Genomic DNA, 17,849 nt, shown 5'->3' on the forward strand with positions numbered 1-17,849 from the left:
TGGATTCCCCCTACCGAGGATCTGCCACACTTATGTGGTACTTAACGCCTTGCTAAGGTGTGAGCAAAGCAATACGTTAGCCTCCGCATAATACCTTAAACACATAAACCAACGCATAGTAAAAATGCCACGCGTTGCGAATCCCTCTTAAACAGATTGTTGAACGAAGCCGCTGCGCGGCAGATTAAAACGAGTGCAAGCCATACTCTTGTAACACCATCACCCTGATGGTCGTTCACAGGAGTAACCCCATGAAACCCGATGACTTAAAACGCTACAACACCCTTTATGAACAACACCTTACCAACCTAAAGCTGCAAGGTAAACGACCTGCGACGATCGATGCCTATTCTCGTGCGGTTCGTCGGATCACCGCTCATTTCGATCGCGTTCCTGACACATTAACCACTGCCGACCTCAAACAGTTCTTCGCGTCTCTTATTCAAACCCATTCGTGGAGCACCATTAAACTCGATCGTAATGGCTTGCAGTTTTTCTATCGCTACACGCTCGATAAACAGTGGGAGTGGCTCAATATCGTCAAGCCGCCACAAGTAAAACGACTGCCCGACATACTGACACCACAGCAAGTCAGCTCTCTGATTACTCACACTCGACAAGCACGTTATCAGGTGTTTTTTCTTACTCTGTACAGCATGGGGTTACGACTCAGTGAGGGATTAAATCTTACGGTTCATGATATCGACAGCCAAACAATGCGCGTTCACATACGGGAAGGAAAAGGCGGAAAAGACCGAATGGTGCCGCTTCCGCAGCGAACGCTTAAGGCACTCCGCACGCACTGGCTTACCCATAAGCATCCTTGCTACTTATTTCCTGGACTTGGTACATGTCACGACACCCCCATGGATCGTGGCGGAATTCAAAAGACGATGAAACTTGTACTTAAAGAGTGTGGTATCAAAAAGCATGCGAGTCCTCATTCACTCAGACATTGCTTCGCAACGCACTTACTTGAGCAAGGAGTCGACCTGCGTTCACTGCAATCACTGCTCGGTCATGCAAGCCTCAACACCACGGCACGATACACCCGAATGACTCAGATAAAGCAGCGTGATGCGGCAATGGCCATCAACCAATTAACGGATGATCTAGACTTAACATGGAGCATAAAATGAGTACTTTCATTGAACTGCTTCGCCAGCATCATCGTGCGCTTAAGCATCACTATCATGCGCAGATAAATGGCGATATGCATCGAGCTATTGGGGCGATGCTCCGTTGCAAAACAGAGCAACAAGGACGCTCACAATGGTTCTGCAGTCACTGCCATCACGATGACCGATTGCCTCTTTCTTGTGGTCATCGCCATTGCCGTATCAACTAAGAGTCTTAGCAAGACATCAACCTAGAGCGACATATAACGGTATGTTTAAGGTGGCATCGGGGGTTTTAAAGGACTTTGCGAAAAGACAGATGCAAGGTGAACTTGGGTTTACCGCCGTGCTGCATACCCACAGCCGACAACGAAACTTGCATCCACACCTGCATATTATTGTGACGGCAGGCCAATACGACCCATCAAGACAAACGTGGCACAAAGGCAACAAGCATTACCTTTTTAACGCGTTTGCTTTGGCCAAAGTCTGGCGAGCAAGAATGCTAGAGGCGATTAATCAACATCCTACGTTGTGGCTGCCGAGTGGCATTCCCAAACAATGGGTGGTCGATTGTAGGCAGGTTGGTTACGGTCAGTCAGCACTGAGCTATTTGTCGCGCTACCTCTATCGCGGCGTGTTGCCTGATGAAGACATCATCCATATCACCGATGATACCGTCACCTTCCGCTATAAAGAGAGCCAAACCAAAGCATGGCGAACGCGCACCTTGCCCATCCTTAAGTTCTTATTGCTCATTTTGCAGCACGTGCTCCCCAAAGGGTTACAACGAGTTCGGGATTACGGATTTTTACGTGGTCAGGCACACGCCTTAAGAGCCCGCATTCAACTGCTGTTATTGAACTTGGTCTATAGGATGCCGCCACTCACCGCCCCGATAAGGAGCAAAGCGATAAGAATATGCCCTTGCTGTGAGCATGAGATGGCGTGTGTTGGAGTAAGCCGACCCATGTAGCCGAAAGGCATTTGATAACAAGGAGAATGGCATTGACCAAAACAGAGGAGATGTGACGACGAAAGAAATAGAAAACAGCTAACTGATTGATAAGATTGCTATCGCAACCTTATCTTGGCCTCGCTCGCCTTGAGAAAAGCCTCAAAGCGATGTGCCCTTCAAGTTCAATCGTACAATTTACTTAACAAAGTGGCTTCGGGCTTGTTCAACACTCGGGATTTAGTGTTGGCTGCGCAACACCTTAATCCTTATTCGTTAAGCCTCTATTTTACGTTGGACGCTGATTCTTTATTTGGGCGGGCATCAATAGTGACAAGTGTATCACCTTGAGTTAACCCCAACTCTTTAAAAACTTTGAGCAACTTAGTTAACTCTGTGTCATTAAAATAGAGAATAACTTTAATGGACTTCTTGGTCTGATTTGCAGCCTCATATACTTGAACTTGATTTCTAAGATTCTGCTTTAACTTACTATTACTAGCCAGTTTGAATTCAACGAGAGTTTTGTCCTTATTACCCCTCGAAATTTTATAATCAACAGGTCCTCGGCCATTATTTACTTCAGCATTAACATCAGACATTGATGCAAACCAAGTTAAGCGGAACAGGAGTTGTAAGTCTGATTCTCGTTTGACGGGTTGCCCTTTGATATAGAAGATCTTATAGCCGTCATTGTTTTCAATGACTTGCTTCATAAAGTTTATTCGTTGAAGCGTCTCATCAAAAGTATCAAATTTGTTTTCATAAAACTCTGTGGCCTTGAGCTTTTCTGCAAGAGACTTGACTCTCTCAATGAACATCACTTCTGTTTCTTTAACTTTCAGTTTGCTGATGTCTTTTGCTTCATCACCAGAGTCCTCTTTAAACTTGATAAAGTAATCAATATATTCTGGGTATTTTAGAATCGTAGATACTATTGCTTTGTCATAGTCTCTTTTCTTGGGTTCATTCGGCAAACTACGAGCCAAATAATCATTTAGTTGCGCCCTTAGTTGATCATTTGGTATTGCGTTAGCAATACCACTAAAGTTGGCAATCATGTCTGTTTTATTTATCCACGTTTCATCTTTAGTAAGGATGTCTTTTGGTGTCAAAAGTACAAAGTCACCATCAATAGTGGGGAGATCAAACTGTTTGTTAACCCAAGTTCTCGTTTGGTAGTTGAAGTAGACTTTTTCGACAACGTGAACTTGCCTGAATTTTTTATCAATGTGTTTATGTGCAAAATTTTGAGTGTACTCTAGAAGAAATGATTTAATTAAGTTGGTAGAAAAGTCACTTATGTTATCCCTACCAACACCATCCTTTATAAGACATAGTTTTTCTAGATGACTACTCGTTGTAATTTCTTCAGCGCCAAAGTTAGTAAAAACGGTATGCAAGTTTTCGTTGAGAGCTTTAGCAAACTTAGCTCCTAATCCACTGCCTCCATTTCCTACCGTACTATAACCAAACCAATTTTGTTTCACCTCTGGAAACATAAACCAGCTTCTTATCAACCCCTTATTGATTCCTTCATCTTTAGATACTTCTCTAAGAAAAGATAGATACTGAATCATATTGCTATGTAAGTTTTGATATTCCTGCTTATCACTATTAAACAGCAGAAATGGGTCAACAAACAAAGGCATATCGTTGATCAAAGATGGATTGAATGCGCCATAGTCTTCAATCGAATTTTCACTAACATCAAAGAAATCCGAGAAATATATTTTCATTACAACTCCTAAAGTATCGATTGAGGCTTAACGCCTTGGTAAGCGGCGCTTTCGACTCACGTTACCAAACTAAACGTACTCTAAACCAAAAATGCCAAGCAATCAGCGTCCGCTTGAGCAATTTGTTAGTTTGCCCACACGACAGAGCCAATAATTACACCAAGGTGCTGATTTCACGCTTGAACTTCTGGCTTTAAACGCAGAAGTAAAATGGATGGTTCAAAACTAAACACCTTCAAACAAAGCAACTTGGCTAAGAAGAAATAGACGCTTAAATTGCGGAATTCGACGCGATAAAATAAACAAAGAATTCGAACGAAAGAGCCGACAACAAAGTGCGCAAAAAACCAAATTCACTCAGGTAATTTCAGCGAAAAAGAAACCGCGTGCCCGAAATAGGTTCAAAGTTAGAATTGGTAAACGATGACCACAAAACGCCTGCTGAACATATAGTGCCACCGGAAAGAACGTGAGAGGTTTGAACGTGCAGGTGTGTAGCTAGAACGTAGATTTAAACCCACCTAAATTTTCTTGAGTAGCTTTTGCAAACTAACACTTAAGTATTTATCCGTTGTCGTAGCACAATGGATAAATACCTGTTGGACTTGGCCGCTTCTATCTATGGAGTTTGCTTTTTAGGACTGACTTACGTTCCGCTCTTATCATTAAGACTGGTACCCCATCAGCCGTCCATTTTCCACTTCTAGCCGCCAATTTATCTACAGCGACTATACCCGTTGCATAATATTTTTAAAAGCGAACAATGCCCCTCTCTCGCCATAACACAACGATAATTTTATTCATTATAATCAGACAACTAGGTCAGTCGGTGCTCTGAAACAACTATCCTAGGTCTAATATTGATGCACACGAGTACCATGCTGTTGCTATGGCAGTTCGGACAACAAGCTTTCTCTTTCAGCACTTCCGATTTCTCTGCGGGTCGCTTTCGTAAGCTTTGCCTAATTTCCGCTATCGCTTTTACCCGCACAGCATTAGCTAGAAAGCCATAGTAGCGTATTCGCATTAGCCCTTTAGGCAACACATGTAAAAGTAAGCGTCGAAGTAACTCACCCGCATTACAACACATTCTTTGCGTCCCATTGGTTCGGTAGTCTTTGTAACTCATCGTGATACGGCCATCCACGTTATAACTTAATTGGTTGGGATTTAACCCGATACGATTGCAATACCGAGATAGATAACCCACTACCGCTGTAGGCTCGTGGAGTACAGGTTTACTGTACACAACCCATCTCTTACTAGCGGCTTCCTCTAATAAATTACTGTGCGTTGCTATTAACTCGCTTACTCGACATAACATCTCTTTCTTAAAGCGAACGGATAAGGCTTTAACCGGGAGCAGGTAACTCTCTTTTCTTGTCGGTTGCCATTGCCGATCTTTTGTAAGCACCCCACTCGGTAGTAGGCAATGAATATGAGTATGTTGACTCAGATTTCTTCCCCAAGTATGAAGAACCATTAATGCTCCAAGTTGACCGACAAGGTGATGCCGCTCATTAGCAAACGCGCATAATGTTGCCCACACTGAATGAAACAAGCATTGATAAACCACCTTAGGATGCGCTTTAACCAGAGCATTGAACTCGTGAGGTAAGGTAAAAACCATATGATGGTAGGCCACAGGTAAAATATCTTGGCTTCGCTTTGTTAGCCATTGCTGTCTCATCTGCTCTTGGCAATTGGGGCAATGACGATCTCGACAAGAACAGTACCAACGAGTTTCATGGCCACATTGCTGACAACGCCAGTCGTAACTGCCCATACGCTCCGTTCGGCAGTCTCTTAAATGGTTAAGCACTTGCCACTGTCTCGGTGTGACTTTGCTTTTATCAAGCTCTTCTAAGCCTTGTGTTAATACGGCTTGGTAAGGAGATAATGCGTTCATTCGCTCTCCTCCCATAGTTGAGCAACTAAGTCGAACTTACTTCCGTCCGAGCTTTCGTTGTGATGACCTATCCAATGGGTGTACCTCAATGTCGTTTTGATATTCGAATGTCCGAGGTAACGCTGCAGAACATTCAAAGGCATGCCCGATTCGAGCTGATGAGTCGCATAAGCGTGCCTCAAGGCGTGTATTCCTCCTAATTTTCTGACGTTTGCCTCAACTTTTGCTGCTTTGAAGCACTTCTGCAAAGAGCTAATACCCAATGGCTTTTCGGGCTCTAGGCTGGGAAACAGCACTACGGTTGGGTGATAATGACGCCAGTAATTTCGAAGATGATTCAGTTGGCTATCACCCAGTGGAACAAAGCGATCTTTTTTACCTTTACCACAATGAATGTGCAGTCGTTTCGCCGTACCATCGATGTCTTTCACGTACAAGCCGACGACCTCACTGACACGTAGGCCACACCCGTAACACATTTCAAGTGCGGTCTGATATTTAAGACTTCGACAATGACTAATGATACTTCTTACTTCCTCGCGATTAAGCAGCTCCGGTATTTTACTGGCACGTTTAATCGGGGGAACCAGTCGCTCTTCAAATTCCCTATTCAAAACGGCACGATAAAAGAACAAGATGGCATTCAACGCTTGAGCACAAGTACTGCTACTTAAGTTCCGCTCTTTAATGAGCGTGCGCAAATACGCACTAATCTGTTGATCGGTAAGTAAATCGGGAGATAAATCGTAAGTAGTAGATAGATCTTTAACCCAACGTAAATAGCTAGCATGGGTTTTCGGAGAAAAACGGCGAACCGCCATTTCATCGATAAGTTGTTGTCTTAATGGGCTCATGATGTATTCCTTAATCTATGGATACATCATAAGTTTGGTCTATCGGATAAGTGAGAGGAAAGTCCTCCGCGAAGCGGCTTAGTTCAACACTTAAGTATTTATCCGTTGTCGTAGCACAATGGATAAATACCTGTTGGACTTGGCCGCTTCTATCTATGGAATTTGCTTTTTAGGACTGACTTACGTTCCACTATTATCATTAAGACCGGTACCCCGTCAGCCGTCCATTTTCCACTTCTAGCCACCAATTTATCTATTGCGACTATACCCGTTGCATAATCTTTTTAAAAGCGAACAATGCCCCTCTCTCGCCATAACACAACGATAATTTTATTCATTACAATCAGACAACTAGGTCAGTCGGTGCTCTGAAACGACTATCCTAGGTCTAATATTGATGCACACGAGTACCATGCTGTTGCTATGGCAGTTCGGACAACAAGGTTTCTCTTTCAGCACTTCCGATTTCTCTGCGGGTCGCTTTCGTAAGCTTTGCCTAATTTCCGCTATCGCTTTTACCCGCACAGCATTAGCTAGAAAGCCATAGTAGCGTATTCGCATTAGCCCTTTAGGCAACACATGTAAAAGTAAGCGTCGAAGTAACTCGCCCGCATTACAACACATTCTTTGCGTCCCATTGGTTCGGTAGTCTTTGTAACTCATCGTGATACGGCCATCCACGTTATAACTTAATTGGTTGGGATTTAACCCGATACGATTGCAATACCGAGATAGATAACTCACTACCGCTGTAGGCTCGTGGAGTACAGGTTTACTGTACACAACCCATCTCTTACTAGCGGCTTCCTCTAATAAATTACTGTGCGTTGCTATTAACTCGCTTACTCGACATAACATCTCTTTCTTAAAGCGAACGGATAAGGCTTTAACCGGGAGCAGGTAACTCTCTTTTCTTGTCGGTTGCCATTGCCGATCTTTTGTAAGCACCCCACTCGGTAGTAGGCAATGAATATGAGTATGTTGACTCAGATTTCTTCCCCAAGTATGAAGAACCATTAATGCTCCAAGTTGACCGACAAGGTGATGCCGCTCATTAGCAAACGCGCATAATGTTGCCCACACTGAATGAAACAAGCATTGATAAACCACCTTAGGATGCGCTTTAACCAGAGCATTGAACTCGTGAGGTAAGGTAAAAACCATATGATGGTAGGCCACAGGTAAAATATCTTGGCTTCGCTTTGTTAGCCATTGCTGTCTCATCTGCTCTTGGCAATTGGGGCAATGACGATCTCGACAAGAACAGTACCAACGAGTTTCATGGCCACATTGCTGACAACGCCAGTCGTAACTGCCCATACGCTCCGTTCGGCAGTCTCTTAAATGGTTAAGCACTTGCCACTGTCTCGGTGTGACTTTGCTTTTATCAAGCTCTTCTAAGCCTTGTGTTAATACGGCTTGGTAAGGAGATAATGCGTTCATTCGCTCTCCTCCCATAGTTGAGCAACTAAGTCGAACTTACTTCCGTCCGAGCTTTCGTTGTGATGACCTATCCAATGGGTGTACCTCAATGTCGTTTTGATATTCGAATGTCCGAGGTAACGCTGCAGAACATTCAAAGGCATGCCCGATTCGAGCTGATGAGTCGCATAAGCGTGCCTCAAGGCGTGTATTCCTCCTAATTTTCTGACGTTTGCCTCAACTTTTGCTGCTTTGAAGCACTTCTGCAAAGAGCTAATACCCAATGGCTTTTCGGGCTCTAGGCTGGGAAACAGCACTACGGTTGGGTGATAATGACGCCAGTAATTTCGAAGATGATTCAGTTGGCTATCACCCAGTGGAACAAAGCGATCTTTTTTACCTTTACCACAATGAATGTGCAGTCGTTTCGCCGTACCATCGATGTCTTTCACGTACAAGCCGACGACCTCACTGACACGTAGGCCACACCCGTAACACATTTCAAGTGCGGTCTGATATTTAAGACTTCGACAATGACTAATGATACTTCTTACTTCCTCGCGATTAAGCAGCTCCGGTATTTTACTGGCACGTTTAATCGGGGGAACCAGTCGCTCTTCAAATTCCCTATTCAAAACGGCACGATAAAAGAACAAGATGGCATTCAACGCTTGAGCACAAGTACTGCTACTTAAGTTCCGCTCTTTAATGAGCGTGCGCAAATACGCACTAATCTGTTGATCGGTAAGTAAATCGGGAGATAGATCGTAAGTAGTAGATAGATCTTTAACCCAACGTAAATAGCTAGCATGGGTTTTCGGAGAAAAACGGCGAACCGCCATTTCATCGATAAGTTGTTGTCTTAATGGGCTCATGATGTATTCCTTAATCTATGGATACATCATAAGTTTGGTCTATCGGATAAGTGAGAGGAAAGTCCTCCGCGAAGCGGCTTAGTTCAACAGTTCTTAGACAGAATAATTCTGCATTTAAATATAGAATTATTCTGTCTAGTATCTTGATGAAGTTAACCATACCCCGTTTTTATGAAAACTAACAGTAACTTAAGCACTACGAGTATCTGCTTGCATCCCAAAATACAGACTTTTTCTATATAGTATGCATTGATGTGCCAAACTGTAACTCATGTATGTATAACCAGTTAAAACTAAAATGCAAAAATCACCATTTCTAGCGTATATACAAGAGTATATGTTGGCGAGGCACTATGCTCTTCGTACTACAAAGGCGTACATTTATTGGATTCACCAGTACATTCTTTATCATGATAAAAAGCATCCCAAAAGTTTGACTTCGAGGCATGTAGAAGACTTCCTCACGCACTTAGTTATTGATAAGAAATTAGCACAGAAAACACAAAGCCTCGCCCTCAATGCGCTGGTCTTTTTATACAAAGAGATCATTCAAGAACCCATAGAACTTGATATGCAGTTTCGCCGTTCAGACAAATCTCGAAAGTTGCCAACGGTTATGACTCCAGAAGAAATTGGCAGGTTCTTTAATCACTGCTCTCCTAGCTTCAAATTACCTTACCAATTAATGTATGGGTCAGGCCTACGCTTGATGGAGTGTCTGCGCTTACGAATGCAAGACATCGACTATGACTATAAATCGGTGCGAGTGTGGCAAGGAAAAGGAGGAAAAAACCGTATAGTGACAATAGCCCCCGAGCTTTTTCCCGCAATCAAGTTACAACAACAGAAATCCGCAGAATACTATCAGCAAGATATACATGATGAAGCTTTTTCTGGTGTATACCTGCCCGATTCTCTAGCTAAAAAATACCCGAGTGCAGAAAGAAGCTTAAATTGGCAATTTCTTTTCCCTTCTGCTCGTCTGGCACCCGATTTGAGAACAGGTGTATTGCGTAGGCATCATATTCATCCAACAGCGTTACAAAAACACATTAAAGTAGCGAGCCAAAAAGCCGACATTGAGAAAAACATCTCCTGCCACACTTTGCGGCATTCATTTGCTACACATCTTCTCCAAAGCGGTGCTGATATTAGAACAGTTCAAGAACAACTGGGACACGCCGATCTAAAGACAACGCAAATATATACTCATATCATCGACAGAGGGGCCAACGGCGTTGTTAGTCCACTTTCAAAAATATTCGTTAAGTAATTGTCGAGGAATCTCCGGTTCCGAGACTTTGTAAACTTAGCGGAGAATACCTCACTTACATACCTTTACTTACCGAATCATGAAACTTGTTAAATTAGATGCTGACTTTTACTTATCGCTCTAGCCGTAACTTCAGTGATGTTACGCGCCATCAATGATATCCATAAGGAAATGTAAATGAAGCGAATTGAGCAACTACCAATGCCACCCACTTCTGGTGTTTTAGGACATGTGAGTTATTTAAAAAAGTCCAATGTTCATCAGCAAATGTTGTGTTGGATTAAAGAGTACGGTGCTCATTTTCGGTTAAAGCTAGGCATGAAAGATGTACTTGTATTATCCGACGCAGCTCAAATCAAGTCCGTATTAAAGTCTCGACCTGATGAGTTTCGTCGCCTAAAGAATATAGAGAGTGTCTTTGATGAAGTCGGTCTTAATGGCATATTCTCTGCTGAAGAGGAACGTTGGAAGCATCAACGGAAACTAACAGAGCCTATGTTTCAGCCAAGTCACCTGAAATATTTTCACCCCCAGTTAAGCGTGATTACAGAACGTTTTGGAAAGCACCTTGAAATGCTCGCAGAATCCGGAGAAGTGGTCGAACTCGTAGCAGAGTTTAAAAAATACACGGTCGATGTGACATCGCTACTGGCCTTCGGCGAGGACTTTAACTCTATAGAACAAACGACGGTGCCACTAAGTAAAAGCTTACAAAACGTGTTTCCAGTAATAAATCAGCGCTGTAGCTCTCCCATTCCATTATGGCGTTTTTTCAAAACAAGAAAAGACAAGCAGTTTGATGCCAGTTTGGAAGAGATCGGGCATTTCGTTTATGGGTGTATTGAAAAACAACGAGCACGTCTGGTTCGCGAACCAACCCTTAAAGATTCACCAGAAAACATGCTGCAAATCATGCTATTGGAACAAGAACAAGATTCATCATTAACTGACCAAGATATTGTTGCCAATGCTATTACCCTTCTATTGGCGGGTGAAGATACCACCGCGAATACACTGGCTTGGATGGCGTTCTTAGTCAGCGGTAATCGTAGTAGTGAGTTGGCCTTACAAGATGAACTTGACGCCCTTGGTAAGAGAAAGGTCTTAGAATGGCCTATTCCTCGTACACCTTATATGACAGCAGTGATGTATGAAGCCATGCGATTAAAGCCGGTAGCGCCACAACTCTACTTGGAGCCTACACGAGACACTCAGATTGGTGACATCGAAGTAAAAAAAGGTACGCCAGTTTTTGTGATGCTACATGCGAATGGTTTTGACCCAGATTTATTTGAAGATCCAACAACGTTTGACCCGAATCGTTGGATAGAAAAAGATGGCGCTTCGTTCTCTAACCTTCAGCCGTTTGGTGGAGGAGCAAGGCTATGCCCTGGACGCTCATTGGCCATGATGGAAATTAAACTCGCCTTTCATACATTGTTTAAAGAATTCAGCATCGAACCACAACAAGCCCCTGAAACTGTGGTTGAACAGTTTGCGTTCACGATGTCTCCCGTTGGGTTTAATGTGAAAATAACCAAGCGAAGTTAGCTTACAAATAAAGGTATCGAGAACCAATAATAGAGAGCCGATATTTCGGCTCTCTCGTCTATTAGGGCAAATACAAGTGAGACCCAAATGAGGAATTCAATATAATCAGAAACCGAGGCGAACGTAGATGCAGCATGCCAAGTATCGTCTACTCGTATATATTCCCGTTATGCTTCAGCCAGCCATGAGCATGGTGATTCCGAGGGTCTTTGTGAGTCCAGTGCATTACGCCACCTTTCTTGTTCCATTCATACTCTCCATAAAATTCAACTCTATCGCCCTTTCTCAATCCCTGAATGCGAGGAGCTAAATCAATATTATGTGCCACCAGCAAAGTTTGTCCGCTGTCGAGTCTTAAGATAAATTTCTGATGTCGAGATCCTTTGTTATCGTCTGGAAGCAATCGTGAAACTAAACCCGACCCACGTACTTGAACATCACTTTGTTGATCTTGGTAAGCTTGCTTAAGTCGCTCATCATTGGCCTGAACATGGCTGACACCAAAGCAGAGCAATACCAAAAATAGAGTAATAAACTTTTTCATTCCTTTTATTCCTTTCTTTTCCATACAGGGATATCCATTGAGGCTACAAATCTACGTAAGTATCAATTTAACGATGCTTATACTGAGTTGGGCAATAACCTCTAGATACATCTGAACTACGAAGTTTTACGTGCTTGGTAGAGCGACCAGAAACGCGAGTACGCCACAACTTGAAACTGCCAAGCTTCAAACAACTGCGCATCAAGCGAATTACCTCTGATTCATTTAAACCAAATTGCAGTTCTATTGCTTCAAACGGTGTTCTGTCTTCCCACGCCATTTCAATAATTCTTGATTCAGTCTCTTTAGATAACATCATTACCTGCTCATCTTCAATTAAATGAACAGAAATACGTTCCTTCTTGCTCATTAGATCAAAGACTTATCGCTTAAATTGAAGAACCCCAACATCCAACAAAGCAACAAAGCAACGGCAGAATTACCAAGTCATCAAGTCATCAAGTCATCAAGTCATCAAGTCATCAAGTCATCAAGTCATCAAGTCATCAAGTCAGTTTATGGCTAAAGATTAAAACAGGATACCGAAGATGCGACATCGCAATAATCTGAACCAATACAAAGTAATTTCGAAAAACCACGAACCACACTAGGTCGATTTGTAACCACTTATTACATTGAATTTTTAAAATAAATTTCTATCCAAATATTATACTGAACGGTGGTCAAATTACGCCATAATTATCATAGGCGAAATGACCACGTTCCCTTTTATTCATTACATTTTGGAATGCCAAAATCATTCAATTGAACTCATCAACACAGCTTATCGATTAAGCAATTGAACTCATAACGTAGACCCTGTACGCTTACACTATGCACACGGTTACTTAATGGAGATCAAGATGAACAAACTACTGACAAGCGCCATGGAACAGAAACAACGAACAACAGTGACCAGTTTATTTGCAAGGAATGGATTTAAGATCGCAGCCACTGATTTTGATGATGTGACTTTTGAGCGTGAAAGCGTGTTGGTCAATGTTCGATTCGATGCATCTTCCAACGTTGAATCGATTTCGGTTCTAAACGACTAAAGAGAGTCTCGATGACAAGCAGGTCGCTAAAATGATTGAATGTCCAATATTCGAGTCATTATAGCGTATCTTGCTTGCTGTCCTTTGCTACTTAATCCCCACCCTCTTCTTTTCCAAAAGCCACCGAGTGACAATTAGGCCAATAACTCGCAATTCCATGAGCTTGGCTTATATTTATTAATACCCTTTGAACAAAAATTCGAAATAATGCCTATGTTCCTAACTCGGTTAATTTATGTCAGCACACTTTCCGAATGTTGTGATTCCAAAGCGCTGGAAGAAATACTCACTATCTCACGAGACCACAACCGGCAGAGCCATCTCACAGGGCTTCTCAGCCATAATCAAAAGTACTTTCTTCAGTGCATTGAAGGCTCTAGAGATGCGGTTAACCATACCTACAATCACATCCTAAACGATAAGCGACACGAGAGAGTGACCATACTGTATTTTAAGGAAATTGATTGTCGAGAGTTTGGAGATTGGTCGATGGGAGACATTCCACTGTCCTATTTAACCGAGCTGTTGAACTTACAGTTTTCTACATCTGATCAATTTAACCCATACGAAATGTCTGGCGAAAGTGCTTATAAAATGCTTTTAGAGTTAAAGAAAAATTTGCCGTCTGAGTGACCTGACTTAAAAACGGCAAATCTTGAAATCTTGAAATCTTGAAATCTTGAAATCTTGAAATCTTGAAACAGATGATGTCGTTTTGAAGATAAATAATACGCTTCTAGCCCGAGTTCATGCTCGGGCTATTCGTTTAAAAATCCCAGTCATCGTCTTCAGTAGCCACAGCTTTACCTATGACATAAGAAGAACCAGAACCAGAAAAGAAGTCATGGTTTTCGTCAGCATTGGGCGACAATGCGGCCATGATAGCAGGGTTAACCTGACATAACTCATCCGGGAACAATGCTTCAAACCCGAGATTCATCAACGCTTTGTTGGCGTTGTAATGTAGAAAATGCTTCACATCTTCAGTTAAGCCAACAGGATCATAAAGCGATTCAGTATATTGCGTTTCGATTTCATAAAGAGAGAACATTAATGAATAAGCTTCATCCTTAACTCTCGCCTGTTCTTCCTCGCTAAGAGATTGGTAAGCGAGTTGAAACTTGTATCCAATGTAATAACCATGAATCGCTTCATCACGAATAATCAAACGGATCAAATCCGCTGTGTTGGTCAGTTTCGCCCGACTCGACCAATGCATGGGTAGATAAAACCCAGAATAGAACAAGAAACTCTCTAGAAAGACACTGGCCACTTTTTTCTTTAGCGGGTCGCCTTCAATTAAATAATCGTCGAGGATAATCTGTGCTTTTTTCTGTAACAGAGGGTTCTCTTCAGCCCAGCGAAACGCTTCATCAATTTGCGGCGTAGTACACAAAGTTGAGAAGACAGAAGAGTAGCTACGCGCATGAACTGCCTCCATAAAAGCGATATTGGTTAATACCGCTTCTTCATGAGGCGTTCTCGCATCTTCCATCAAGGCTGGCGCACCCACCGTATTCTGAATCGTGTCGAGTAACGTTAAACCGGTAAAAACTCTAATCGTTAGCGTTTGCTCTTCTTCAGTTAGTTGCTTCCATGTTTGAATATCATTGGATAAAGGTACCTTTTCAGGCAGCCAAAAATTAACCGTCAGGCGATTCCAAATCTCTAGATCTTTGCCATCAATCATACGATTCCAGTTAATCGCTTGAACGGGTTCGGATTCCATCTTTTTCATTGCGTTTATCCCTTTATTACAGTGAGCACGACACGCACCCTTCGACTTGAGTACCTTCTAATGCTTTCTGTCGCATTCGGATGTAGTAAAGCGTTTTAATTTTCTTTTTCCATGCGTAGATCTGAGCTTTGTTGATATCTCTCGTCGTCACCTCATCGTCAAAAAACAAAGTTAATGAAAGGCCTTGATCAACATGTTCAGTGGCCGCTGCATAGACATCGATTATTGCCTTAGGGCCTATGGAAAAAGCGTCACGAAAATACTCTAAATTAGAGTTATTCAAATACGGCGCAGGGAAGTAAACTCGCCCAATTTTACCCTCTTTTCTTATCTCCACTTTAGCGGTAACGGGATGAATAGAAGCGGTAGAGTCGTTGATATAGCTAATTGAGCCTGTAGGAGGAATGGCCTGTAAGTATCGGTTGTATAGCCCTGAGCTCATGACGAGTTGTTTCAATTCGCTCCACTCAGACACGGTGGGTATTCGTATATCTAAACGGCTAAAGAGATCTTGGACCACGTCCAATTTTGGCGAGAAATCTTGCTGCAAATATTTGTCGAAGAAAGACCCATCACTGTAGCTGGACTCTTCGAACCCGTTGAACGTGCTCTTTCTCTCTTGTGCCAACTTATTGGAAGCCACGAGACAGTGATATAAAACACAGGCAAAATAACTGCTGGTGAAATCAATGGCCTCTGGTGAATCATAGTGAATGCGTTCTCTAGCCAAAAACCCATGCAAGTTCATCTGACCTAAACCAATAGCATGACTTTCATCATTGCCCTTTCTTATCGAAGGCACACTGTTGATTGCGCTCATCTCTGACACTGCATTTAATGCTCGAATTGCGGTGTCAACGGTTTGAGATAGTCGACCTCCATCCAAGGCTTTGGCAATGTTGATCGAGCCTAAATTGCACGAAATATCTCGCCCGACATGATTATAGTTCAAGTCATCATCATAATTTGACGCCTCGTTGACCTGCAATATTTCAGAACACAAGTTAGACATATTTACACGCCCCTGAATGGGGTTAGCCTGATTAACCGTATCTTCGAACATAATGTATGGATAGCCCGACTCAAATTGGATCTCGGCAAGCGTTTGGAAAAGCCCTCTTGCACTCATTTTCCCTTTGCGGATCCTCGGGTCATCCACCATTTCATGATACTTCTCCGTCACGCAAATTTCAGAGAAAGGTACGCCATACACTCGCTCAACATCATGAGGAGAAAACAAGTACATATCTTTGTTTTGCTTGGCTAATTCCAGAGTAATATCGGGAATGACAACACCAAGGCTCAAGGTCTTAATTCTGATTTTTTCATCGGCATTTTCTCTTTTCGTATCAAGAAATTGCATGATGTCTGGATGGTGAACATTAAGATAGACAGCACCCGCGCCTTGCCTAGACCCCAATTGGTTTGCATACGAGAAACTGTCTTCAAGCAATTTCATCACAGGGACGACACCTGAACTTTGATTTAAGATCCCCTTAATGGGCGCACCTTGCTCTCTTAAATTCGTCAGAAGTAAAGCAACACCACCGCCACGACGTGAGAGTTGCAACGATGAGTTAATCGCACGACCGATGCTCTCCATATTGTCTTCAATTCTCAACAAAAAGCAGGAGATCAATTCACCACGGCTCTTTTTGCCGGAGTTAATAAAAGTGGGCGTAGCCGGTTGAAAGCGCTGATGAATGATTTCTTCCATTAGTGCCAGTGCAAATTCACAGTCACCACGAGCCAGTAACAGTGCAGTCATAACCACTCGGTCTTCGAACCTTTCTAAATATCGCTTACCATCACGAGTTTTTAGTGCATAGGAAGTAAAGAACTTATAAGCACCTAAGAACGTGCGGAATCGAAATTTGGCTTGATAGGCGTTTGCCCAGATTTGATGAAGAAAACTGCGATCATATTGCTCAATAACTTGAGCCTCGTAATATCCCTCGCTGAGCAAATAGTCGATCTTCTCGTCTAAATTATGAAAGAACACGGTATTTTGATTAACGTGTTGTAAGAAAAACTGTCGAGCCGCTTGCTTATCTGCCTCAAACTGAATCGTCCCTTGTTCATCAAGTAGATTCAACATTGCGTTTAAAGCATGGTAGTCAAGGGACTCGTTCTCAAAGTGGTTATCCATGATGTTTCCAAAATTGTTCTAACCCATTTGTCACGATATCAATATCGCTCTGGGTTCCAGATAGTTCGAAACGATACAACAGCGGTACATTGCATTTTTCAGCAACAATGGCACCTCCGCGAGCAAAAAGAGCTCCAAAGTTTCGATTTCCCGAAGCAATCACACCTTTAATCAATGCTCGATTATTCGGGTTATTCAATAGACTTATAACGGAGTTAGGCACAGCTCCTCGCCCCTCACCATCGGCATAAGTCGGGCATATGAGTACAAACGGTTGCTCAATCTCTAGCGTCCTTCCATTGGCCTCAGTAGGAAGCCTAATCGCAGGTAATCCTAGCTGTTCGACAAACCGCTTCGTATTCCCCGAAGCGCTAGAGTAATAAACAATCATTAACCCAACGCGCTGATCATGTCAGGTCTAAAACCAGACCAATGGCGGTCATTGACGACAACCACGGGAGCTTGTCGATACCCCATTGATTGAACCCTTTCCATTGCGATTTCGTCGCACGTTAAATCAACAACGGTATGCTCAATACCTTTGCTCTGTAACGCCTTAACCGTTGCTGTGCATTGCACACACTGTGGCTTGGAATAAACGATGACATCCATATTATACAACCTCAACTAAATCTTAATGATAATCATTATTAATAAATAATGGCAC

General features: G+C 42.6%; 16 protein-coding genes and 1 pseudogene. 6 read left to right on the forward strand and 11 right to left on the reverse strand.

The features are described from left to right. The first annotated feature begins 251 nt into the window (after positions 1–251). Together K08M4_RS08840 and K08M4_RS08845 are read left to right on the forward strand one after the other, a co-directional pair. The gene (locus K08M4_RS08840) at positions 252–1,139 is read left to right on the forward strand and encodes a tyrosine-type recombinase/integrase (RefSeq protein ID WP_017080519.1); all 888 of its coding nucleotides are present in this window, start codon (positions 252–254) and stop codon (positions 1,137–1,139) included. Continuing rightward, positions 1,136–2,094 (forward strand): annotated as a pseudogene (locus tag K08M4_RS08845) (IS91 family transposase). Before K08M4_RS08840 ends, K08M4_RS08845 begins: the two are co-directional and overlap by 4 nt. 263 nt (positions 2,095–2,357) lie before the next feature. Here the strand turns inward: K08M4_RS08845 and K08M4_RS08850 are convergent. The 5 genes from K08M4_RS08850 to K08M4_RS08870 form a co-directional block, all read right to left on the reverse strand. Further along, positions 2,358–3,812 (reverse strand): DUF8370 family protein, encoded by a 1,455-nt coding sequence (locus tag K08M4_RS08850; protein WP_086049615.1) that lies wholly within the window; start codon positions 3,810–3,812, stop codon positions 2,358–2,360. Between the two features lie 817 nt (positions 3,813–4,629). After that, positions 4,630–5,721, reverse strand: coding sequence for an IS91 family transposase (locus tag K08M4_RS08855; RefSeq protein ID WP_086049377.1), 1,092 nt, complete (start codon positions 5,719–5,721; stop codon positions 4,630–4,632). Beyond that, the gene (locus tag K08M4_RS08860) at positions 5,718–6,575 is read right to left on the reverse strand and encodes a tyrosine-type recombinase/integrase (RefSeq protein ID WP_065678003.1); all 858 of its coding nucleotides are present in this window, start codon (positions 6,573–6,575) and stop codon (positions 5,718–5,720) included. The genes K08M4_RS08855 and K08M4_RS08860 overlap by 4 nt, the downstream gene beginning before the upstream one ends. A 351-nt stretch (positions 6,576–6,926) precedes the next feature. Continuing rightward, positions 6,927–8,018: an IS91 family transposase gene (locus K08M4_RS08865; protein ID WP_086049616.1), complete on the reverse strand. Its 1,092-nt coding sequence runs from the start codon at positions 8,016–8,018 to the stop codon at positions 6,927–6,929. Beyond that, positions 8,015–8,872 carry a tyrosine-type recombinase/integrase gene (locus tag K08M4_RS08870; RefSeq protein WP_065678003.1) on the reverse strand — a complete coding sequence of 286 codons (858 nt, stop codon included), beginning with the start codon at positions 8,870–8,872 and terminating at the stop codon, positions 8,015–8,017. Before K08M4_RS08870 ends, K08M4_RS08865 begins: the two co-directional genes overlap by 4 nt. A 298-nt stretch (positions 8,873–9,170) precedes the next feature. Between K08M4_RS08870 and K08M4_RS08875 the strand changes: the two genes are divergently transcribed. Continuing rightward, positions 9,171–10,145, forward strand: a complete 975-nt coding sequence (locus K08M4_RS08875) for an integron integrase (RefSeq protein ID WP_086049617.1) — start codon at positions 9,171–9,173, stop codon at positions 10,143–10,145. A 177-nt stretch (positions 10,146–10,322) separates the two neighbouring features. Continuing rightward, positions 10,323–11,696: a cytochrome P450 gene (locus K08M4_RS08880; protein WP_086049618.1), complete on the forward strand. Its 1,374-nt coding sequence runs from the start codon at positions 10,323–10,325 to the stop codon at positions 11,694–11,696. A gap of 148 nt (positions 11,697–11,844) precedes the next feature. On the opposite strand, the gene K08M4_RS08885 is transcribed toward K08M4_RS08880, so the two are convergent. Beyond that, positions 11,845–12,240, reverse strand: a complete 396-nt coding sequence (locus tag K08M4_RS08885) for a DUF3465 domain-containing protein (RefSeq protein ID WP_086050415.1) — start codon at positions 12,238–12,240, stop codon at positions 11,845–11,847. A gap of 67 nt (positions 12,241–12,307) precedes the next feature. Beyond that, positions 12,308–12,559: a TIGR03643 family protein gene (locus K08M4_RS08890; RefSeq protein ID WP_086050416.1), complete on the reverse strand. Its 252-nt coding sequence runs from the start codon at positions 12,557–12,559 to the stop codon at positions 12,308–12,310. 544 nt (positions 12,560–13,103) lie between these two features. On the opposite strand from K08M4_RS08890, the gene K08M4_RS08895 reads away from it, so the two are divergent. Continuing rightward, entirely contained in the window at positions 13,104–13,295 is a 192-nt protein-coding gene (locus K08M4_RS08895) for a hypothetical protein (RefSeq protein ID WP_232460205.1), read from the forward strand. A 213-nt stretch (positions 13,296–13,508) separates the two neighbouring features. After that, positions 13,509–13,928 carry a BLUF domain-containing protein gene (locus K08M4_RS08900; RefSeq protein ID WP_086049620.1) on the forward strand — a complete coding sequence of 140 codons (420 nt, stop codon included), beginning with the start codon at positions 13,509–13,511 and terminating at the stop codon, positions 13,926–13,928. 133 nt (positions 13,929–14,061) lie between these two features. On the opposite strand, the gene nrdF is transcribed toward K08M4_RS08900, so the two are convergent. The 4 genes from nrdF to nrdH are packed head-to-tail and all read right to left on the reverse strand — an operon-like array spanning position 14,062 to position 17,794. Beyond that, entirely contained in the window at positions 14,062–15,033 is a 972-nt protein-coding gene (gene nrdF / locus K08M4_RS08905; protein WP_086049621.1) for a class 1b ribonucleoside-diphosphate reductase subunit beta, read from the reverse strand. Between the two features lie 16 nt (positions 15,034–15,049). Then, a complete protein-coding gene (gene nrdE, locus K08M4_RS08910) occupies positions 15,050–17,182 on the reverse strand; it encodes a class 1b ribonucleoside-diphosphate reductase subunit alpha (RefSeq protein WP_086049622.1) in 2,133 nt (710 codons plus the stop codon). After that, positions 17,175–17,573: a class Ib ribonucleoside-diphosphate reductase assembly flavoprotein NrdI gene (gene nrdI / locus K08M4_RS08915; protein WP_086049623.1), complete on the reverse strand. Its 399-nt coding sequence runs from the start codon at positions 17,571–17,573 to the stop codon at positions 17,175–17,177. Before nrdI ends, nrdE begins: the two co-directional genes overlap by 8 nt. Further along, the gene (nrdH, locus tag K08M4_RS08920; protein ID WP_086049624.1) at positions 17,573–17,794 is read right to left on the reverse strand and encodes a glutaredoxin-like protein NrdH; all 222 of its coding nucleotides are present in this window, start codon (positions 17,792–17,794) and stop codon (positions 17,573–17,575) included. The genes nrdI and nrdH overlap by 1 nt, the downstream gene beginning before the upstream one ends. Between the last annotated feature and the right edge of the window lie 55 nt (positions 17,795–17,849).

The sequence above is a fragment of the Vibrio syngnathi genome (genome assembly GCF_002119525.1).
Lineage (GTDB): Bacteria > Pseudomonadota > Gammaproteobacteria > Enterobacterales > Vibrionaceae > Vibrio > Vibrio syngnathi.